Consider the following 20,197-nt stretch of genomic DNA (forward strand, 5'->3'; position numbering starts at 1 on the left):
GGCTGGCCGCACCCCATGCACAGGCCTCGATAGAGCGGCGGCTCCGCGTTGGCGTAGTAGGTGCCGACGAATGGCTGGTCCTGCGATGGGCAGCCGGAAGTTCGACATGTGGCCACGAGAGTGACCGGCTCGGGCTCGGTTTCGTCGTCTTGAGTCGCCATGGGCTAGTCCTCTCCGATGATCATCCAGTAGACGCCTGTCGTGGTGGTGTTGGTGCGGGTGAGCCAGATCGTCATCCCGGCGGAACTCACGTTGTTGCAGCTGACCCCGAGGACCTGGGTCCCGGGCAGAGACGTGATGGGCGTGACGAATCCACGGAAACTGGTGCCTCTGATACTGCCGCCAGAGAGAGTGACGGACGTGGGGGTGCCCGCCACGGGGCTGATCGACACCGTGCCCACACTGATGTTGTCGGCGCGGAAGGTCCCTGCGGCGCGGATTCCGGCCTCTGCCGTCAGGGTCATGGTTCCGCTGGGGCCGGCGCTGAGCTGTGCCGTGCTCTTGCCCAGGTAGAGGCGGCCACCGTTGGGCGCGCTGGTAGAGGCGTTGATGCGCTCGGCGACCCAGAAGTCGTTGCCGAACCACGTGCGCCATTTGTAGGTGACGCTGTCGGCGGAGTCGACGAACGTTCCGCTGTTGAAACCCAGGTTGGCGTCGGCGCTGCCGCCCGAGACGTTGGCGACCGCCTTGTTCGTGCCGTCACTCGACGACCAGTAGATGTACGGGTACGTGGAGTTGGGTTCGATGCCGATCTTGCTGCCGCCGGTGCCGTACCCGGTCAGGTTGGAGGCGTTCAGGACGATGCGGGCCCCCGAGGTGGCCGTCTGCACGGTGGCACCGGTGATCACCTTGCCGTTGATCGCGTTGGCGTCGAGCTTGTCCGTGGTGATCGCTCCGGCCTTGATGTGCGTGGCGTCGATGGACCCGACCGCGATCTTGGCTGCTGTCACCGAGTTCGCGGCCAGCTGGTCAGCGGTCACCGCCAGCGCGGCGATCTTCCCCGTCGTCACCGAGTTCGCCGCGATCTTGTCGGCGGAGACGGAGGACGCGGCCAGCGCGTCGGCCTGTACGGAGCCCACGGTCAGGTGCCTGGCCAGGATCTGACCGGCCGCGATTTTCCCGGCAGTGACCGCGTTGTCGGCGAGCGCGGCGGAGTCGATCGCGGCGACCGCGACCTTGGCGTCCGTCACCGCGTCGTCGGCCAACTTCACCGTGGTGACGATGCCGTCCAGGACGTCGTCGGCGATGACGGGCGCCGGCCCGTACGGTCCCACCGTCACCGTGGGCGCGGAGGCGGCGCCGGAGGTGTTCCGGGCCAGCGTGCGCACGTAGACGTCGGTATCGCAGGGCACGACAACGGTCGCGCCTTGGGCGGTCTCCATCGTTGCCTGGAGTGTGGCCGGGCTCGGGTCGTAGGTGGCGTCGGTAGAGGCGTGGATTTCGAGCCGGGCCCAGTCCAGGGGGACGGTGGAGCCGTCGGTGAAGCCTCCGTCCCAGGAGACGGTGATGCCGCCGAGGACGGATGCGACGATCGGCGCGGTGGGTTGTGAGGGCGGCGGGCCGTTGACGATGTTCACACCGGTGGTGCCGTCGGGCTGCTGGCCGATGACGGCGCGCAGGGAGCCGTCCTCGTCGTACACGTCCAGCGCGCCGTTCTCGAGCGAGGAGTAGGCGAGGCGGGAGGTGCGGGTCTGCTGGGTGAGGCGGCGTTCGAGGGCGGCGATGCGGGCCGCCAGTTTCGCGAGATCGTTGGCCATGGCAGTCGGTCAGCTCCCGTAGGTGAAGCGGTCGGCGCGGGCGAGGGTGAGGGTGATGCGTTCGGGGTCGTTGCCCTGGGGCGGGCGGAGGGTCCAGGCGGTGACGCGGCACCAGCCGTCGTAGTCCGACCACTGGTCGTGGAGGGACACGCGGACGTCGTCGCCGATCTGCCAGCTGCCGGTCGGGGCGGCCGGGTGGTCAAGGACCCGGATCTCGGTGACCTCACCGAGGACCTGGCGGGCGGTGCGTTCGGCGCGGGCACGGGCGGCCAGCCGGTCGTTGGCCTTCTCGGCGAGGACTTCGAGGACGTGTTCCAGACGGAGGCGGCCGTTTCGGATCGCGTCGACGGCGCGGCGTCGGTTGCGGCCCTCTCCGGCACCGAGGGCGATGACGACCTGGGCGTACTCGTCGGCGTCGTAGACCACCGGGACGGTGGCGGCCACGTTGATACCGGACGTGAAGGAGATGTCGGTGCGACGGGTGCCCAGGCGGGGCCAGCCGAGACGGATGCGGCCGCCCGGGCGGCCGATGGGCGTCCAGGCGGTGGTCTCGGTCCACTGGGGGCCGCCGTCGACCTGCGCCATGTCGTCGACGACCTCGCCGAGCAGCGGGGCCTCCCACCAGTCGGTGGTGTACGGCTCGGCAGGGGTGCCGGCCTTGGCCTTGCCGGTGGTGCCGTCGACGGTCACTCGGAGGTCGCCGTCGGGCTGGGACTGTGCGTAGGCCCAGACGTCGCGGATGACCTGGCATGGGTCGGCGTAGGTGTACGGCCCTCGGCCGTTCAGGTTGCCGTGGACGTCGTGGCGGCGGTGCAGGTAGCTGCCCCACCCCGCCGCCTCGATGGGGTATGCGGCGCCCTCCGGCTCCGCGCGCCAGACGACGCCGCCCCACAGCAGGGTGCCGTCCCGCTCGGCGGTGAGCAGCGTGTTGCCGGGATCGAGCTGGGCGGGGAGGAGGTGGGCGAAGCGCGGCTCCAGACGGCCGGTGAGGTCCCCGGTCGCGTTGAGGGACAGGCCGAACTCGACCTCGGAAAGCGGAAGATCGGCGGCCAGCGGTTCGCCGGTCAGGGCGTGCCAGCTGCGGTAGCGGTACGACGTCGTCATCGGCTCGGCCTCACCGCACACTCTCGGTGAACTCGATGTCCGCGACCAGTGAGGTGGCGGCATCGACTGACAGGTCGCCGGTCTCGCTCTTCGACATGTACGTCTGCACGTACAAGCTCTGCGTGGTGCCGCGCATGGTGGCGGTGACGGTGATGCTGTCGGCGATGACGACGGTGTTGCGGCGGGTTCCGGATCCCTGGTCGTCGTCGATGGCGGTGTCCTGGCCGAAGACGGTACCGCCCAGGACGTTCTGCATCCTCGCGTACACATCCGCGCGGGTCAGCCGCAGGCCGGCGACCGTGGTGACCAGCTTCGCCGTGGTCGCCCAGGAGGGCACGGGCACCGACCATCTGGCCGCCACCGGCCAGGTGTGCCACTTGTTGTCGGAGTACGTCAGCGTGCTCACGGAGCCGGGGAAGGCGGTGTACAGGCGTCGCTCACGGCGTGGGTTCGCGATCTGTCGCAGGTCGGTGATCACCGAATCCGTGAGCACGGTGGTGTTGGCCGGGATGTCGACGCGAGCCAGCGGGATCGCGGTCATCCCGGCCGGCACGGTCGTCGCCGTGGCCGACACGTTGCTGACCACGTGGAAGTAGCCGATCTCGTCGGCCTCCGGGTTCCGGGTGCCCTCGTACTCCGGGTCCTCCACCCGCAGGCAGACCAGGTCCGAGCGGGCGCTGGCTCCCGTTGGCGCGATGGGCACGGTGGCGTCGCCGACGTTGTACTGCGTGTACGAGCCCTGCCCCCACGCCGCGCCTCGGACCACCGCCGAGCCGTCCACCACCCGCACCCCGGCGCCGGGCGTGGACAGCTGCCTCACCTTCAGGTCGTCGCCCTCGGTCACCCCCTGCGAACCGCGGGCGAGATCGCGGACCATCATGCGGAAGGCCCGGGCGGCGTGCGTGCCGCCGTGGGTGAGCAGCGGCGGGTTGATCAGGGTCACGTAGGAACTCCTCGGTGGGCTACAGGGCCGCGTAGGCCGCACGCCACGTCACGGCCAGTCGGGTGGTGTTGGTGTAGTCGCGGGCGGTCCACCAGATCTCCGAGGCGCCGGGCGGGATGACGAAGGTGTCCAGTCGGGAGGCGGGGGAGAGCGCGGGGGCGAGGTTGCCGGTCCCGTCGCGGAGGATCCAGCGGGTGCCGGGCCGCGTCTCGATGTCGACCTGTTCGCCGCTCCGCAGTGCGACGGACAGCTCGATGACCTCGCCCGACTCGACGTGGCGGATACGCGGGTTGGTGCACGGGCCGGTGATGCGGAGGGACGGCCAGGCGGGCAGGTCGCCGTCGTTGCGTACCCAGCCACGCCGTTCGTCGGGGATCGCGACACCGGTCGTCAGCGGGGCGACGAGCGGCGCGCGGAAGCCGCCCAGGCCGTCGGCGGACAGGGCGAGGGTGAGAGCGGAGGCGTCGTCGGCGTGGAAGCGGGGGTCGAGTGCCGCGAACTCCAGGTCGAGGGGGATCCAGCCGTGCAGCGTGTTCGCGGTGCTCGTGGCCTCCACTCGGCGCAGACGGCCGTAGAGGCGACGCGTCGTACGGCCCGGCCAGCGCAGGCGCAGCACGGACTGCGCACCCGCGTCCGTCCGTACCGCGGGATCGTCGGCGGCGCGGTGAAGCCGGCCCAGCACGTCGAGGGCCGCGGCCGGATTGCCTGCGGTGCGGATGCCCGCCTCGACACGGATTGTCCGTACGCTGTAGAGGTCGACGCCGGGGAACGCGCCGTCCCCGACGGGGTTGTCCACATCCTGTGTACGAAGTTCGGGGATACCGAGACCTTCGACCTCGCTCACCAGGACGTCGGTTCCTGCGCCGATCAGGACTCCGGCGACCTCGATCTGCCACTCGGCGAGTTCCGCCGTCACAGCCGGCCTCCTCTCCGTGCGTTGCGCAGGCGGCGCATGACCTCGGCACCGATCTGCTGTGGACTGGCCTGAGCCGAGGACACGGTGACCGGCATGGTGCCGATCAGCGGCTGCTGCTCCCGTACGACGACGACCTGAACGGATCCGGCCGGGCGGGCGTCGACCGTGTGCACGGGGCCAACTGGTCTTACTTCTGAGGCGAGTTGGAGACCGAAGCGCTGGGCCACGTCGGCGAGTACCGCCGTCGCCGCCGTGCGCTTGGCGGAGGCGAGCGGGATGAACGCCTCCCCACCCGTACTCGCCTCCGCGAACTTGATCAGCGCGGTGGGCGAGGAGTAGATGCCGGGCTCCCAGACGCCACCGTTCGCGTAGGCCAGGCCCTTGGTCGCCTTGGCAAGGTCATCGAGGAACTTCGTTGCGCGGGAGCCGAGGGCGGACTTGATGCGGGTCTTGCCGAGGTTGCCGACCTCGATGACGCGGTCCTCCTCCAGGCCGGTGGTGTCGGCGACCTTGTGGATGCCTGTGCTGCTCGACTTGATCGCGCCGATGATGTCGAGGAGGTCGGTGAGGTCCTCGGCCGCGAGCGTCCTGTCGGCCGCCTTCGCCGCGTCGTCGGCTTTCTTCGCCTTCTTCTTGTCCTTCACCGCCTCGGCGGCCAGGTCCTCGGCGGATTCGTCACCCTGTTCGGCGAGCCTCGCGGCGAGGTCCCCGTAGCCGAGGGCGGCGAGTTTGGTCAGGTTCTTCTCGAAGGCGCTCTGGTCCTTCACGGCCCGCTTGAGCTGGGTGGTGAAGTCGCCCAGGGACGCCTTCGCGACCAGTCCCAGCCGTTCCAGGTCGGAGGCCATCTCCTTGAGGTACTTCGACGAGCCGGTGGCCATCTTGTGGGTCAGTTCGATGCCGTCCTCGCCCATCGCCTCCAACGCGTCGGCCACGTCCTGGCCCGCGCGACCGGCTACGGTTCGCAGGTCCTTGCGCCACCGCTCGGACCTCTTCACCGCCTTGTCGAGGTTCTTCTCGAACTTCGACAGGTCGAAGACCTCGACCTCCTTGCCCTTCCTCTTCACGGTGCGCATGGAGTCCGACCGGATCGTCGTCACCGAGATCAGCTCGCTCCCGCTGGAGGGGCCGTAGGACCAGCCGGACAGGCCGCCGCCCGCGTACCAGGTGACGTCACCGCCGAAGCGCCGGACGACCTCCTCGACGATCGTCTTGCTGCGCGGGCGCTTGCTCGCGGCGAGCGGCACGTACGCCTCGCCCTGCGTCTCCGGCTCGGCCCACACCCGCCAGGAGCCGGCGGGGGCGATCTGCGCGACGTGGTTCTCACGCCGTACGCCGCCGTTGGCGAAGTAGTCGACGACCGCGCCGTCCGCGCGGGCCTGGATGGCGTCGGGGATGCCGTTGCCGTCCCGGTCCCAGGACGTGGCCTTGAGGTAGACGCCCACGCCGACGTTGTTGCCGGTGATGTTGTTGATCGCGCCCTGGATGGTGTGGAGCGCGGTCAGCGGCGGCTGGACGGGGACGGTGACCTCGGCCTGGCCGTCCGGCATGTTCTGCACCTGGAAGCCGAGGTCCTGAAGTGCCTTGCGAGCGGCGGCTGTTGGCGCGCTGATGGTGACGGTCCTGGCGTACGGCGTCTTGGTCAGCTGGGCTTCCACGGCCTTCAGGCTGGTGAGCGCGCCGACGGTGGCGGCACTGACCTTCACCGTCTTGTGGTCGGGAGTGGAGCTGAGCTGGTCGATGAGGGCTTGAAGTGCGCCGCGGGCGCTCTTCGTCGGAGCCGTGATCCTGATCTGGCGGGTGCCCGGGATGGTCTCGACCTTGTAGCCCAGGTCCTTGAGGTCCTTCTGTGCCTCGGTGCTGAGGGAGTCCACCTGGATGGTGGCCTTCTTCGGGAACCGGTCGAACTCGGCTTGGACGGCGAGGAGATCGGCCAGCGTGGAGTCCATGCCCTCCGTCTCCAGCAGGAGCGAGACCCTCGACGGCAGCAGGCCGAGACTGTCGGCCACCGCCTCGGCCTGCGCGCGCGTCAGCCCGTAGCCCTGGGCCGCCTCGATCGCGGCCGCCCTCGCCTTCGTCATCTCCGCGCGGGCCGCGGACAGGGAATCGGTGAGCGGCCGACCGTTCTGCTGGGCGAGGGCGTACGCGGAGACGGACGCGTCGGCGGCGGCGTCGCTCAGGGAGGTGAGGGACTGGTAGAGCTGCTGGCCGTTGCGGCTGGCGGTGTTCAGGGTGCCGTTGTTGTTCAGCAGGGCCTTGCCGTAGCCGTCGGCCTTGTCGATGCCGTCTGCCATGGCCTCGTTCACGTCCAGGACGGCGCTGTTGACGCGGGCTTCGGCGGCTTGGAGGGAGATGCTGCCGCTGGAGAGGAGATCGAGGGCGTCCTTCAGCGCACGCGTCCGGGTGTCGGCGTCGGCGGTCCTGTCGGCGAGGTCGCCCACGGCGGTCCTGAGCCGGTCGTACGCGCTCGTCCCGGTCTTCGTGTCGCTGCTGGCGTCGGCGAGACGTCTGGCGTTCCTGACGCTCTCGGCCATCTCGCCCTTGACCTCACCGAGCGCGTCCGCGGCGATCCGAGCCTTCAGGCCGGTGTCGGTGTACGTCTTCGCGGCGCCGCTCTGCGTGGCGATCCACTTGACGTTCGCCTCGGCGGTCGCGTCCAGCTCCGCCTGCAGGTCTTCCAGCGACTGCCCCTGTCCCAGGTAGACGTCGGTGAGCTCGCGCATGGAGACGCCGGCACTCTCCATGACGTCCACGAGCTTCTCCTTGCCGTTACGGACCTTGGTGTCGAGCAAGGTCTGGGCGGCGGCCCGGCGCACGTTGTCGTCGACGACGCCGTTGGACTCGCGCAACGCGTCGGTGAGCGTGCTCACCCGTTGTTCGTGTTCGGCCGCCGCCTGGGCGGCCTTCCGCTGCTGGTCGGCGAGCAGCCCGAGACCGAAGGTCGCGGCGACCATGGCGGCGCCCCATGGGCCGCCCATGAAGGCCACGAGTCCGCGGCCGGCGCCGAGGAGCCCCGCCCCGGCCGCACGGGCCACGCCGCTGAGCGTGCCGGCGAAACCGGACGTCGGGCCCTGGGCGCCGCGGAAGGCGGCAGCCATCTGACCCACCACGGGGATCCGCGTCTGCAGCACCGCGAACGCCGCCGCGTACCTCGACAGTGACACCCCGGACCGCGCGGCCAGGTTCTGCTGGACCCGCATCTGCGCACCGAAGCCCCGCCACGCGCCGGTCAGCCGACCGCTCACGGTCGAGGCGAGCCCACCCAGCACCGGCGTGAGGCGGCGGGCGAGGAACATCGCGGCGATCGCCGTCTGCACGGGCCCGGGCAGCGACCCGAACGCCCGCACCAGAGATCCGACCACCTCACCCACCGGGACGAATACAGCGGACAGCCCGGCGACCGCGGACATGGCGAGGTCGGCGGTCGTGACGAGAACGTCGAGGCTGGTGCTGGCCCCGCTGGACTCGTCGCCGAGCAGACCGAGCGCGGAGGCGACCGGTGCGGCGCCCTCGGCGGCATTGCCGAGGACCTCGCCCAGGGTGCGGGCCGCGTTGACGAGGAGGTTCAGCCCAGTGGCCAGGCCATGCTCGCCGAGGGCCTGCAGCGGGCCGAGGAGCTGCTTGGCCTCCTCGACCAGTTCGCCGAGTCCGCCGCGCGCGCTGTCCCTGAGCTCCGGGCCGTAGAGGGTGGCTAGGTCGCGCCCGTACTCGATCGCGGCGACGAGGTACGGGGTCGCGCCGGACATGCCGCGCGTCAGGAGTCGGGTGACGTACTCCAGGCCCGGGGCCATCGCGTCGTACAGCGCGAGCCCAGTCTGCTGGGCCTGCTTGCGCAGCACTGTCATCGCGCCCGCGAGCCCTTGTCCGCGGGCGGCGGTGATCTGCGCGGCCGCGCCACTCTCCCGTACGGCCTGGCTGAGCGCGTCGAAGGACTCGGTGCCCTGGTGGGCCAGCGCGATGGCACCCGACATGGCGGGCTTGCCCATCGCCTTCTTCACCGCGGCGGTGAAGTCCTGCTGGGACATCTCGTGCTGGGCTCGGCTCAGCTCCTCGATGACGTACCGCAGGCCCTTGAACCGGCCCTGCGCGTCCCAGGCCTCGATGCCCAGAGCCTCCAGGCCGTCGCGCATCTCCTTGGTGGGCGCGGCGAGGTTGGCCATCATGCCCCGGAGCGCGGTGCCGGCGGTCTGGCCGAGGATGCCGGCCTTGCCGAGCATGCCGATCGCGCTGGCCGCGTCCTCCATGCTCACGCCGAGGCCGGCGGCGACCGGACCGGCGTAGCGCATCGCGTAGTAGATGTCGATGATGCCGCCGGAGGCGTTGTTCGCGGTGGCGGCGAGGATGTCGGAGGCACGGGCGGCCTGGTCGGCTCCGAGGCCGAACTGGTCCATGATGTCGCCGAGGTAGCGGGCCGAGTCGGCCGCGTTGACCCCGGCGGCGGAGGCGAGTTCGAGCGAGGCGCGGGTGGCTGTGATGGCCTGGTCGGTGCGGAAGCCCGCCCTCGCCAGCTCCACCATCGCCTCGGCGGCGTCGGCCGCGGTCGTGGTCGGCAGGGTGAGGTCGTTGCCGAGCCGGTTGGCCATCCAGGCGGCACGTTGCATCTGCCCGGCGGTGGCCCCCGTCACCGCCTGGAAGGTGTTCATCTGCCGCTGGTAGCGGTTGCCCTCCTCGACGAGCTGTTCGGTGCCGAGGACCAGGGCGCCACCGGCGAGAAGGCTGGTGAGGGCGGTGGCCTGGCGGCCGGCGCCGCGGAGAGAGCGCTCAAGCGTGTGGGCGTCGTTGCCCGCCTGACGCAGGCCGCGGCCGGTCTGGCTGCCGCGTGCGCCGAGGGCGCCGAGTCGGGTGGCGGCGGTACGAGCCTGGGCGCCGAGGGTGTTGATCTGCTGGGCGGTGCGGTGGCTGGTGGCGTCCAGCGTGTCGAGGCGGCGGTCGAGTTCGCGGGTGCGGCGGCCCAGGTCCTGGGCTGCGTCGGCGGCCGAGCGCAGGCCGGAGATGAGGCTGTTGGCCTGAGCTGTCAGCTGGACGGTGAGGTTGTAGGTCGCCATCCGGCCCGCTCACCGCCCGCCCGTCGTCAGATGGGACAGGTCGGGCTGGTTGGACTGGCCGGACTGGTCTGGCGGGGTGTCGCGGGGCAGCGCTTCGTAGGCCGGCCGGGGCAGCAGGGTGACCTTGATGCCGTATCCGGCGCGTCCTTCGGGCACCTGGTCGCGCTCCTGGGCGATCAGCTCGCAGCCAGGACAGCGCATGGTGTCCGTGACGTACGCGTGCCGGTGCCCGCCCACGGCCTGGTCCCACTCGTCGAGCCGCGTACGGCAGTCCGGGCATACGGAGCGCTGCCACTGTTGCCAGGCCAGGGCCTTGGCCCGGTCCAGGTCACTCCAGCGGCCGTCCCCGCCGAGGAACTGTGAATGCGGGATGCCGTACTGCTCGCACAGCTCCAGTTCGGCTCGCAGCCGCGGGTCGGCCTTCAGCCTTTTCCCAGGTCGACCCGGTCAGTGCGGGCCTCCTGCTGCACTTCCCAGGCGGCCTCCCACAGGGCGTTCGCGTCCGGGGCCGACCAGGCGTCCAGCAGCTCGCGGGCCTCGGCCTCGGTCATGCCGTCCGTGGACGACGCAGAGATGAGCGCGGCTGGGAAGGTCTCGGGGTTGAACGCCGACCCGTCGGCAGCCTGTTCGTCGGTGGGCGGGTGCGCGTGGAGGAGCTCCTCGAGGACCGGGCGCGGCAGTGCGCGGAAGGTGAGGTGGATCGAGGCCGCGCGCAGAGCCTTGGCCGCGGCGTCGTACCGCCGACCTGTCTCCGCGGCTCGCTCGGCGAGGAGGCCGTTGTCCGCGTCGCTCCTGGCCAGGACCCGCGCACGGTCGGCGGCTCGTCTGGCCTCGTCGTACTCTGCCCGCAAGGCTGCGTTGTCGCAGATCCGCAGAACGCGCTCTGGCAGAGAGCGGCGCCGCAGCCGCTCCATCTTCTGCTCCCACGTCACCAGGCCCTGAGGCTTTCCGGCGGCCATCAGCTGCCTCCAGACGAGGACGAGGAGGAAGCGGAGGAGGCGGAGGAGGCGGCCGGGACAGCGGCGTCGAGGGCCGGCGGAGAGGTGATGGAGAAGACCGCTTGGAACTTCGCGGCCTCGTTGCCGGCGTTGTACTGAGCGGTGCGGGAGGCCACTTGGACCTGGAAGGTGTCCATCGACTTCGACCCGGGGATGTCGCCCTTGCGGAGGAAGACGACGTAGCCGACGGCGCCCTTGGGCAGCAGCGTCTCGATGGTGTCGCTGAGCTGGTCCTCGTAGAAGGTGATCGAGGAGTTCTCGGCTTTGTCGTTGCCCGGGATGGAGGACGAGAAGGTCGACGCCATGTCCGGCGTCTCGATCGCCTCGTTCGTCAGCGACCAGCCGTCGACGTCGCTGATCGCCTCGGTGAGGTCGGTGGCGTTCGGCGCAGAGATCTCCGCACGGGTTGGGACGAGGCCGGCGGAGGCCACCTTTGTCAACCACAGGATCTTGGTGATGCCGCGCCGCATGAAGCGCTGCTGAGCCACGGGGCACTCCTGGACGGGTGCTGCGCCGGGCTGGTCGGCCGGGCGTCCGCGTGGCTCCGCGGTGAGGTGTCGTGAATCGAAGGGGATCAGGCGGCGGGCGTCACGGTGATCGTGAACCGCTGCACGTAGGTAACGATACTGCCCTGCGAACCGTCAACCGGTTCTCCATCGGCGTCGTAAGTCAACTCCCGGTCGATGACCCGCATCCCGGCGACTCGGATGTCCGTACGCCAGCCGCCCGGCGTACGGTCGAAGAGCGTGCCACGGACCCGGTCGCCGAGCCACTGCACCTGGTCCGCCCGCTCACCGACGCTGGTCGCCTGGTACGTCCACGTCGCGTCCGCGTGCCAGTCGCCGAACGACGGGCCGGCGAACTCGCCGGGTAGGCTGTCGAGGATCAGGTACGGGAACGCCGCCGGCCCGCCGTCCGTCGCGCGTGGCAGAACGGTGAGCCCGCAGGGCCGCCCGGTCCCTGCGGTGAGCACGTCGACGAGCGCCCGGGTGAGCGGCAGCCGAGGAGGGCTCACCGTGGCAGCACTCCGCTGCGCAGGGCCTCCAGGAAGCCGGGCTCGGTCTGCCGGAAGGCCGGCTCGATGTGCGGGTACGGCGGTTGCCGGTACTGGCGCCCCAGCCGGTCGACACCGACGAAGCCGTACTCCAGCCGACGGGACTGCGGGGCCTCGGTGAACACCACGGCGCTCACCTGCCCTCCGGTCACGGTCACCCTGACGTCCCAGGACGCCCGGTACTGACCGGTGATGACGTTGGGCCCAGGTCGCCCGGAGGCGTTCTTCTGGATGCGGACCCGCAGGAGCATGGCGTGATGCCGGGTGATCGCCCGCGTCCGGGCCCGAACGGCCGGCCCCATGCGCGACAGCGCCGCAGCCAACTCGATGGGGTCCCGGAACGCGGCCGCGTCGGGGTGCGCGTTGGGATGAGGGTTCAGCGTCATCAGCCGGTCGCCTCCAGGCGCACAACGCGCACCACCGCATAGGTACCGACAGCGACTTCGGCAACCCGAAACCGGCGGCCCACCAGCTGCTCGTCACGTACGGAACGAGAAACGCTCAGCACATCGTCGACCATCAGCTGCGGCGCGGAGAGCGGCAGCAGCGCCTGATACGCGGTCGGTGTGGGGAGCGAGGCGATCACCCCGTCCAGCGATGGAGTGGCCGTGAGCTGCCCTGGACGCACGATGGCCCCAGGCCCCTCCCACAGAGGCACAGACACAGGCACCTGGCCAGTTAGCCTCAACTGACCTGTTTCCTCATCCAGTTCGTCGCCCGATTCACCGTTTGCATCCCGCCACAACTGGAGCTGGTCGTCGAGAAGCCCTTCCACGACACGGCGCACACCCGAAAGGTCAAGCGCCACGAGCCCACTCCGCCAACTGCCGCAGCACAGCTGCTGTGCCGCCACCCGGTACGTTCTCAAGGTCCATCCGCGCGAGCGCCGCCTGCTCAACTTCCAGCGGATCGAGGGCCTCCAGGAATGCGGCGACCGAAGGCCCGGGGGCCGGAGGCACGCCGATCTCGACCTGGGCGAGCAGATCCAGCGAGGTTGGCCACGTCTCAGTCGGGCTTAGGTGCAGCACGACGCGTGGTAGATCGTGTGGCACGGCACGGACGTCGACCGCTGCCACGTGCTCGCTCACGTCTTGGCCATCGATCGCAAGGGAGTAGGAACGTCCGTCGAAGGCGAGTTGAAAACGATTCGGCGTTGTCACCGGCGGAGCCTAAGCCCAACGATGTTGCGGTGCACGACGGCTCATTGCGACGTGTAGTGCAGTGAGCTCAGCTTTTAGCGGTGGCCCGGCGTGTCAGGTGGCTCTGCTTCCGGACGCGTCAGTAGGTCCCTTCGGTTACGCAGATCGAAACTGCCTGGCGGAATTACATCCATCAAGAGTTCCTCTTCTTCACTGGAAAGGTGAGTAAAGAGGTGGACGGATGTGTTCACGAGTTCAAGCAGCGGCACGCTACCGCGGGGCGATTTGACAGATGAAGTGTGCGCGGAGAAATTGTATCTCAATGGCATACCGGAAGGGGGCCAAGCCTCAATGTCCTTGACTGTAGCGCCAAGGCCGAGGGTCTGGCTTAGCTTGTTTAGCTGCTCGTGATGCAGTCGGCCTTCCTTCCCTTGATAGGACAACTTTCTCCCGCCGTTGAGCAGCGTGACGGCCTTCAAACTCAGACCAAGCAGTTGAACGCGCTCGCGTACCCATTCGACTGGCGGCAGTTCGTATTCGCGCTGTTCCCCCACCGATGTTAGTTGGGACACCTTTTGAGCTACGCTCAGGATGAAGCTCGGTGCATGGAAGGTCAAAATCCCCGAATTAACTGACCAGCGCCAAGGGGCTACCCCGCGTGGTGCTGCAGCGGTGAAATGAGAGGTAATAGAACAGGCGCGCGCATCCCAGGAAATGAGCGCTGCGCGCATGAGGTGTTGGAGGTTGTCCGCAGGGGGGACTCTCCTCATTCGTAGGAGGTCGTACAACGTGAGACTGCGTGTGATCCGATGCCAGAACTCCTCGTCGAGGATCTCCTCACCCTGGAGAAGGTATTCGAGTGACGATTCATCGAGCTTCTGTTGATATCTGGGTGCACGCTCCAGCGCACCTACCGGTGCACCACTTCCTTGCCACAGAGTTGTCAGGAACGCGGTCAGGCGCCGGGCAATCGGTGGAGACAACGTGGTCGACGCCACTGCAAGGGCTTCGTCGGTGGCCAGTCGTTCGCCGCGCCGGGCGGCGCGTGCTCCCGTTGTCACGGTGTCGGTAAGCCTGGCGGCTGTGCGCTCGTCGAGGACGCCCTGGCCTCCTTCGATGACGGACTTAGAGACAAGACGCGTTAGTGAAGAGTCCGCCGTCGATGCGGAGGTCAACACCGACAAAGCCGCCAGGTCCAGGACCAAAGCGTTTTGATCAACGGAGATCGAATTCAGTGCGCGAGTGCCGGTCGACTCCTCGAAATTGCCGAGTGCCAGGACAATGGGACGGTTTTCGCGAGCTAGGAAAGCGATGTCGGATTTTAGGTCGTTTGCTTCGGTGGCTGTGCGGAGGTAAATGTAGCGGTCGGTCAGGTCGTCATCGTTCGGCCAGCGCACGACCATGTCGGGCACGTGTGTGTGGTTGAAGTAACTCGTGCTCGTGACCTGGATCTGTGGATTCATATCTCGCAGCGTCGTGACAAGGATCCGCTTGATCTGTGCGAATGAGCGATTCGGGTCAATTTCTTCGAGTGCTTCAGAGATCGACTCTGTGACGGTGCTCACCATTCCCCCTTTCGCGTCAGTTCGCCTGCCACGATGGCTCGCCACTCATCGAGAGGAAGGAGCGTTTCCTGCTTTTCAGACAGGACGATCAACCAGACTCTCGCAGAGACGTCCTTCACTGTTGATTGGTCAATAAGGCTCCTGGCCTCAGTTTCCGAGACGTCCCCGAAGATGCGCTCCCGATGTTGAATGACTGCTGCTTCGATTTTCTCTGTTGAGTTCAGCTGTGACCAGGTCTTTACTGCAAAGGGAGCCCACGTGATCCACATGTAATGGTCGCCGAAGAGGTAGCCCTGTGTTTGGGCGACGTAGCATTTGGCTAGGAACTCAACGAAATGGGGGCCCTGGTCGCCCGGCCCTTGGTAGTTCTTGACCTCGGCGCAGAAGTGGTCGGAATGATAGGGCTTGCCCCTCATGGAGCCGCCCAGATCGAACGAGAAGGTCTGACCGCCACGCGGCCAATCGAGGGTCAACTTCCTGGCACACGAGGGCGAGTCCGTGTTTGCGAAAGCCCCCGATACCCTCATCGTGCCCTCAAGGTAGCGCTTGGCTCTCTTCGCCCCTGAGATCCCCTTGAGATGGGCATCCTCTCCTACAGCCACAACGGGAGTCTACGCCGTGACCATCCGTCACCAGCAAGCAGTTGCGTAACCTGCCGTTCGCACCTCCCGAGGCAGCCTTACGCCGACGTTGCAGTGCCGACCGGCATGCCGGCGAGGGGCAACGAAGCGGTGACCCGAAACGAATTCATCCGCCCCGACGACCATCACGCTCCCTCCTCGTGCCCAGCCCTCTGCTCAGCCCCAGTGCTCCCCGATTGGCGCGCGGGCGACCTCGTTGACCAGCGCACGCATCGCCGCCGTAGAGAACAGCAACGGTGGACGACCGATGTCCTTGGAGTCGCGTACTGCGACGCACTCGCTCACTTCCGAGATCTCAACGCAGTCGTTAGCACCCCCGCTGTACGAGCTCTTCCGCCACCGCGCGTTCGCGAGGTCGACGCCGTGATGAGCTGTCGTGACGTCGTGCGGGGCGGTCATGCTGGGCGTGCTCACTCTTCGAACTCCTTGCTGATGCGTGCGATGCGGGTGCGGGTCTCCGACGGATCAAGGGCGGTGTCCCTCAACTGGTCGAAGATAGCCGTGTAGTTGTCCACGTCCTCCGGGGACTCGAGGTACACGGAGTTCTTGGGATTCTCCAGCCACACCAGATCCGGCGTGGGGTGCGGGAAGGTCAGGATGACGAACGGGCCGTACAGCCCGGGATGCGCGCCGAGCGAGAACGGCAGCAGCTGCACGGTGACGTTCGGCTGCTCGCCCACCTCCACCAGCTTCCGAGCCTGGTCGCGCATCACCTCGGCGGAGCCGACCGTCCTGCGCAGCACGGCTTCGTCAAGGATCGCCCAGAGCCTGGCGGGGGCTTCGCCACCCAGGCGGCTGCTCTGCCGCTCCATGCGGACTCTGACCAGGGACTCGACCTGCGGCGGGGACAGGTCCTTCCTCATCTGGGAGATCACGGCGCGGGCGTAGTCCTCGGTCTGGAGCAGCCCCGGCACGAGCATCGGCTGGTAGTTGGCGAGGTGCGTCGCGCCGGCCTCCAGCGCGAGGTAGCCGTCGTAGCGGGTCGGGGTGAGCACCGTGGAGTACTTCCGCCACCAGGGCTTCTGCTGTTCCTTGTCCGCCCGTACGAGGTCGAGCACGTCAGCGCGCCGGTCTTCGTCTGCGACGCCATACAGGTCCAGCAGGGCTCGGACGAGGACCGGTGTCGTACCGCGTTCGCCGTTCTCGATCCGGCTCAGCGACCCCTGGTTGACCTCCAGTTGATCGGCGACCTCGGTGAGGGTGAGCCCGGTCGCGTCGCGCAGCTCCTTCAGCCGTGCCGCGAGCTGTCGCCGGTACACGGACTGCGGGACCAGGCTTCTCTTCAAGGCCATGCTCGAAGTCTCTCCGTACCGGCGACGCCTCTACAAGCCATACGGGTCAACTTCTCAAGACATATTGCCTAGTTGGTGGTTGCGTCGGCATGCTGTCAGGAGTCACGGCGCGCGTTCGCACGGGTGCGCGCCGCAGCCGACCGATGGGCGACGCGCCACGCCCTGCTACCCGCACGTGCCTCCGCGTCGGTCCTGCACGCCGCACCGGGAGGGTGGGCCATGCCACGGACAACGCTGTTCCGGCAGCTGCTGCAGCAGAGGCACCTGACGACGCACGAGGCCTTCGCCGCCCAGTACGAGCGCGCCGCCGCCCGACTTGCGGAGCTCGACCGCGACCCTCGCCTGGCGTCCCTCCAGGTCTCTCCGCGCCAGTACGACCGTTGGTACGGCGGGGAGTTACTGACTATGCCCCGCCCTGACGCCTGCCGGGTGCTGGAGCACATGCTGGGCAGACCCGTGTCCGAGCTGTTCTCCCCGGCGTACGACGACTCCGTGTACGAGAGTGACCTCACGAACGATCGCGGCGACCTCGCGCACGACCGCGCCGAGGAGCCCTACACGCGCCGACCGCCCACACGCCGGCGGACCCCGAGTCCCCCTCCGCCACGCGAGGACGACGAGAACCCACTGGACATCGTCGCCCGGACCCAGCAGCTCACGGCCAGCAACGCCGACGACGCGACCCTCGCCTTCCTCGACTCATCCCTGCAGGGCATCGCCGGCCGGTACGAACAGGACGGGCCGTACGTCCTCCGCCCGCAGGCCCGCCAGGTGCGCCAGCTCGCCCACACCCTCCTCGATGGCCGCCAGCCCCCACGCGCGCGCCGGGAACTCTTCCGCCTCGCGGCCCGTGCCTCCGGCCTGCTCGGCTACATGGCGGTGAACATGGGCGACTTCGCGCTCTCGGAGGCGTACTGCACCGAATCCCGCGAGCTCAGCCGCGAGATCGGTGACCTGGACACGGACCTCTGGGCGTGCGGCACCCTCTCCTTCAGCCTCTACTACGCCGGCCGGTACGACGAAGCGGACGCCTGCGCCGTCGCGGCCGTCGAGCGGGCCCCGCGCCACGCCCAGTCCATCCGCCTGCTCGCCAACGGCCGGGCCCGGGCCCTTGGCAAGACCGGCGACCGGCGTGCCGTCGAGCAGGCCGTGGGACAGGCGCTCCGGCTCTCCGACCTCCACGATGTACCCGTCGGGCTGACCTCCTGCATCTCCTTCGAGCCGTACGGACGGGCCCGGACACTGGCCAACGCCGTCACGTCACACGTGGCGCTCCGCAACACGGCGCAGGTTCTGCGCGATGCCGAGCACATCGACGACCTCGTGGAGCACTCGACCTCCGCCTGGAGCCGTTCGCTCGTACGCCTCGACGTCGCCACCGCGCTACTGCAGCAGCGCACACCCGACGTCGACCACGCGATGGCGCTGGGCCGTGAGGCCCTGCGGCTGTGCGGGGACACGCCGATCAGCTCCGTCTACCAACGCTCCCGAGACCTGCGCGAGCAGGCCGGGCCGTGGCGTGATCACCCAGCCGTGCGCGATTATGGCGACGAGTTCCGGACCTGGAGCTCACAGCCAGCGGCCCTGGCCATGGCGTCGTCCGTGTCGTAGGCGCCGTCGGTGTCGTCGTACGCCGGGGCAGTGCGATGCCGAAGGAGTACGCCGGGTGCCCCTGCTCAGCGCCGACCCCGCCGCGTTCCCCGCCGAGCCTCCCGCCGACACGCACGATCCGGCGGTCACCGCGGCCCACGACTGGGCGGCGTTCAGCGCACTGGACGAGATGACCGACCACTGGGCGCGCCCCGGCTGGTCGGACGGCAGCCGGGCGTACTACTGGATGCTGACCTTCCCGGGTGATCAGCGTCTCGCGACTCTCGCCGAACACTGCCAGGAGGAGCTGGCTCCGCTCGGCCTCGACCCGGTGCCGACGGACGGACTGCACATCACCCTCGCCCGCGTGGGAGCACCGGACGCCGTCACCACCGGCCAGCTGCACAACCTGGCGCGGGACGCCGAGGCGTCGCTGCCCTCGGCGTTCTCCATACGCGCCATGCCGCTGGCCGGGTCCCGCGGCGCCGTCCGCCTGTCCCTCGGCCCTTGGGAACCTCTCCTGCGGCTGCACCACGCGCTGGCCGAGGCGGGGAGCGGCGTCGGGCTGGCCCCGAAGAAGCCGACGTCCGCCTTCCGGCCGCACCTGAGCCTTGCGTACAACAACCGTCGGCGCCCCGCCGCCCCCGTCGTGGCGGCCGTCTCAGGGCTCCGCACCCTCCCCGCTGTCGAACTCTCCGTCCCCGCTGTCCAACTGATGGAGCTCCGCCGCGAGGGGCGGACGTACCGCTGGGATGTACGGAAGAACGTCCCGCTCGGATAGCGCACCGGCGTCCAGGGCGAGAACCACGACCACTTCCTTGCCGATCGCGGTCGGCCGGGCCAACCACCCGTAGGTCAGGGCCTCCACGAGCAGCAGCCCGAGGCCACTGTCCGCCAGTTCTGCCAGGGACATCTCCGCGGACCGTGCCCGGACCCTGGACACCTCCCGTCCCCAGTCAAGGACCCGTAGCACGGCCACGTTCCGGTAGACCTCCACACACATGCGGTCTGGGCCGCCGGCCGTGTGTCTGACCGCGTTGCCCACCAGCTCCGAGGCGACCAGAACGGCGTCCTCGACCCGCTCCAGCCGGGCGCATCCAGCAAGGGCCTCGCGGACATGTCGGCGCGCGAGTCCCGCGGGCTCGGCACACTCGGTCAGCTTGACCCAACGGCGTCGTACGGGTGTCCGCCTGCAGAGGGGTTGTTCATCCACTGCGTCCATCGCCACTTCTCGTTTCCGGTAGGCACGGGACCGACCAGCTTCCCCACGCGCGAGCCGCGGCGGTACGCCGCGCCTCCGCCTCTTCGCGCCGCCGGACGGCGTGCGAACGGCGTGCTGACGGCGTACCCCCGCCAACTGCACCCGACGAGGCTCTTCTTCGAGGCGCCGGCCTGGCGTCTCGGCCCACCCGGCTGGAGGTGACGCGGAATGAGCTGCAGAGCGAGGCAGATCGCACCGAGCGAGAGGTCCTCAGGCACGCGCCTGGCGTTGAACGGCTGTTTGCCCGCGTCACCTGCTGAGGCCACCGACGCCACAGGCTCACGGAGGCCGGCGACGTGATGACCACCGTGCGGCAAGGGTTTCTCCGCCAGCGAATGGACCAGGTCGGACGAGCACTGCGGCATCCGGCGAAGTACGTCGGCCGCTTCGGCTTCGGCTCCTTCCAGATGCTGTTCCTGCCTGTCCTGGTGACCGGCACAGCGTTGACCACGCTCTACGCGGGCCAGATCCGGTAGCTCCGGCCCGTGTCCTTGACCCCCCTCTCCGGATGCTCCGAATCCAACTCCCCCACGGAATCCGATCAGCCGGAGAGGGGCCGCGCCGCAAGGCGCGAAAGCAGGACCCCGGCGGTGTGCGGCGCGGCGAGCCGCAAACCGCCGGGCAGCAGTACGACGAACCGTTCGGATCCTTCCGACACGAGAGGAAGTGCGATGACCGCAACCACACTCAGCCCGATCAGCGTGCCGCCGCCGGTAACGGCCGGCACCGAGGCATCCGTCGCGACAGGCGCCATCGACGGGCCCGCCGACCCTTTCGACATCGACCTCACCATCATCACGGAGGTCGACTCCGACCTGCTTCCCAGGGCCTGCGACACCGGTGACGGCTGCAAGCCGTCCTGCGCCTCGTCCTGCGCGAGCGCCGTCTGACAGCA

General features: G+C 69.0%; 21 protein-coding genes. 4 read left to right on the top strand and 17 right to left on the bottom strand.

Translation table 11 applies throughout. The features are described 5' to 3' along the window. Positions 1-164: 164 nt before the first annotated feature. The 16 genes from ACWGKQ_RS13585 to ACWGKQ_RS13660 form a co-directional block, all read right to left on the bottom strand. Complete coding sequence (locus ACWGKQ_RS13585) at positions 165-1,757, bottom strand: hypothetical protein (protein WP_453292078.1); 1,593 nt, start codon at positions 1,755-1,757, stop codon at positions 165-167. A gap of 9 nt (positions 1,758-1,766) precedes the next feature. Further along, on the bottom strand, positions 1,767-2,861 hold the full coding sequence (locus tag ACWGKQ_RS13590; protein ID WP_453292079.1) for a hypothetical protein: 1,095 nt from the start codon (positions 2,859-2,861) through the stop codon (positions 1,767-1,769). Between the two features lie 10 nt (positions 2,862-2,871). Continuing rightward, on the bottom strand, positions 2,872-3,804 hold the full coding sequence (locus ACWGKQ_RS13595) for a hypothetical protein (RefSeq protein WP_453292080.1): 933 nt from the start codon (positions 3,802-3,804) through the stop codon (positions 2,872-2,874). A 19-nt stretch (positions 3,805-3,823) separates the two neighbouring features. Further along, positions 3,824-4,720: a phage distal tail protein gene (locus ACWGKQ_RS13600; protein ID WP_453292081.1), complete on the bottom strand. Its 897-nt coding sequence runs from the start codon at positions 4,718-4,720 to the stop codon at positions 3,824-3,826. After that, positions 4,717-9,762 carry a phage tail tape measure protein gene (locus tag ACWGKQ_RS13605; RefSeq protein WP_453292082.1) on the bottom strand — a complete coding sequence of 1,682 codons (5,046 nt, stop codon included), beginning with the start codon at positions 9,760-9,762 and terminating at the stop codon, positions 4,717-4,719. Before ACWGKQ_RS13605 ends, ACWGKQ_RS13600 begins: the two co-directional genes overlap by 4 nt. Before the next feature lie 9 nt (positions 9,763-9,771). Then, positions 9,772-9,999 carry a hypothetical protein gene (locus tag ACWGKQ_RS13610; protein WP_453292083.1) on the bottom strand — a complete coding sequence of 76 codons (228 nt, stop codon included), beginning with the start codon at positions 9,997-9,999 and terminating at the stop codon, positions 9,772-9,774. A 185-nt stretch (positions 10,000-10,184) separates the two neighbouring features. Next, complete coding sequence (locus ACWGKQ_RS13615) at positions 10,185-10,721, bottom strand: hypothetical protein (protein ID WP_453292084.1); 537 nt, start codon at positions 10,719-10,721, stop codon at positions 10,185-10,187. Then, a complete protein-coding gene (locus tag ACWGKQ_RS13620; protein WP_453292085.1) occupies positions 10,721-11,248 on the bottom strand; it encodes a phage tail tube protein in 528 nt (175 codons plus the stop codon). The genes ACWGKQ_RS13615 and ACWGKQ_RS13620 overlap by 1 nt, the downstream gene beginning before the upstream one ends. An 86-nt stretch (positions 11,249-11,334) precedes the next feature. Then, complete coding sequence (locus ACWGKQ_RS13625) at positions 11,335-11,775, bottom strand: hypothetical protein (RefSeq protein WP_453292086.1); 441 nt, start codon at positions 11,773-11,775, stop codon at positions 11,335-11,337. After that, positions 11,772-12,200 carry an HK97 gp10 family phage protein gene (locus ACWGKQ_RS13630; protein WP_453292087.1) on the bottom strand — a complete coding sequence of 143 codons (429 nt, stop codon included), beginning with the start codon at positions 12,198-12,200 and terminating at the stop codon, positions 11,772-11,774. Before ACWGKQ_RS13630 ends, ACWGKQ_RS13625 begins: the two co-directional genes overlap by 4 nt. Then, the gene (locus tag ACWGKQ_RS13635) at positions 12,200-12,622 is read right to left on the bottom strand and encodes a DUF6093 family protein (RefSeq protein ID WP_453292088.1); all 423 of its coding nucleotides are present in this window, start codon (positions 12,620-12,622) and stop codon (positions 12,200-12,202) included. Before ACWGKQ_RS13635 ends, ACWGKQ_RS13630 begins: the two co-directional genes overlap by 1 nt. Continuing rightward, on the bottom strand, positions 12,612-12,974 hold the full coding sequence (locus ACWGKQ_RS13640; RefSeq protein WP_453292089.1) for a hypothetical protein: 363 nt from the start codon (positions 12,972-12,974) through the stop codon (positions 12,612-12,614). The genes ACWGKQ_RS13635 and ACWGKQ_RS13640 overlap by 11 nt, the downstream gene beginning before the upstream one ends. A 74-nt stretch (positions 12,975-13,048) precedes the next feature. Next, the gene (locus ACWGKQ_RS13645; protein WP_453292090.1) at positions 13,049-14,521 is read right to left on the bottom strand and encodes a hypothetical protein; all 1,473 of its coding nucleotides are present in this window, start codon (positions 14,519-14,521) and stop codon (positions 13,049-13,051) included. Then, on the bottom strand, positions 14,515-15,120 hold the full coding sequence (locus tag ACWGKQ_RS13650) for a hypothetical protein (protein ID WP_453292091.1): 606 nt from the start codon (positions 15,118-15,120) through the stop codon (positions 14,515-14,517). The genes ACWGKQ_RS13645 and ACWGKQ_RS13650 overlap by 7 nt, the downstream gene beginning before the upstream one ends. A gap of 195 nt (positions 15,121-15,315) precedes the next feature. Continuing rightward, the gene (locus ACWGKQ_RS13655; RefSeq protein ID WP_453292092.1) at positions 15,316-15,573 is read right to left on the bottom strand and encodes a DUF397 domain-containing protein; all 258 of its coding nucleotides are present in this window, start codon (positions 15,571-15,573) and stop codon (positions 15,316-15,318) included. Continuing rightward, positions 15,570-16,451: a helix-turn-helix domain-containing protein gene (locus ACWGKQ_RS13660; protein ID WP_453292093.1), complete on the bottom strand. Its 882-nt coding sequence runs from the start codon at positions 16,449-16,451 to the stop codon at positions 15,570-15,572. The genes ACWGKQ_RS13655 and ACWGKQ_RS13660 overlap by 4 nt, the downstream gene beginning before the upstream one ends. A gap of 219 nt (positions 16,452-16,670) precedes the next feature. On the opposite strand from ACWGKQ_RS13660, the gene ACWGKQ_RS13665 reads away from it, so the two are divergent. Together ACWGKQ_RS13665 and ACWGKQ_RS13670 are read left to right on the top strand one after the other, a co-directional pair. Further along, complete coding sequence (locus ACWGKQ_RS13665; RefSeq protein WP_453292094.1) at positions 16,671-18,062, top strand: hypothetical protein; 1,392 nt, start codon at positions 16,671-16,673, stop codon at positions 18,060-18,062. Positions 18,063-18,117: 55 nt separating this feature from the next. Continuing rightward, positions 18,118-18,822 (top strand): 2'-5' RNA ligase family protein, encoded by a 705-nt coding sequence (locus ACWGKQ_RS13670; protein ID WP_453292095.1) that lies wholly within the window; start codon positions 18,118-18,120, stop codon positions 18,820-18,822. Here the strand turns inward: ACWGKQ_RS13670 and ACWGKQ_RS13675 are convergent. Further along, the gene (locus tag ACWGKQ_RS13675) at positions 18,703-19,263 is read right to left on the bottom strand and encodes an ATP-binding protein (RefSeq protein WP_453292096.1); all 561 of its coding nucleotides are present in this window, start codon (positions 19,261-19,263) and stop codon (positions 18,703-18,705) included. The genes ACWGKQ_RS13670 and ACWGKQ_RS13675 overlap by 120 nt on opposite strands. Positions 19,264-19,598: 335 nt before the next feature. Between ACWGKQ_RS13675 and ACWGKQ_RS13680 the strand changes: the two genes are divergently transcribed. Together ACWGKQ_RS13680 and ACWGKQ_RS13685 are read left to right on the top strand one after the other, a co-directional pair. Next, positions 19,599-19,778 (top strand): hypothetical protein, encoded by a 180-nt coding sequence (locus tag ACWGKQ_RS13680; protein WP_453292097.1) that lies wholly within the window; start codon positions 19,599-19,601, stop codon positions 19,776-19,778. 195 nt (positions 19,779-19,973) lie between these two features. After that, positions 19,974-20,192, top strand: a complete 219-nt coding sequence (locus ACWGKQ_RS13685) for an FxLD family lanthipeptide (protein ID WP_453292098.1) — start codon at positions 19,974-19,976, stop codon at positions 20,190-20,192. The last annotated feature ends 5 nt before the right edge of the window (positions 20,193-20,197 follow it).

The sequence above is a fragment of the Streptomyces sp. NPDC054770 genome, assembly GCF_053611985.1.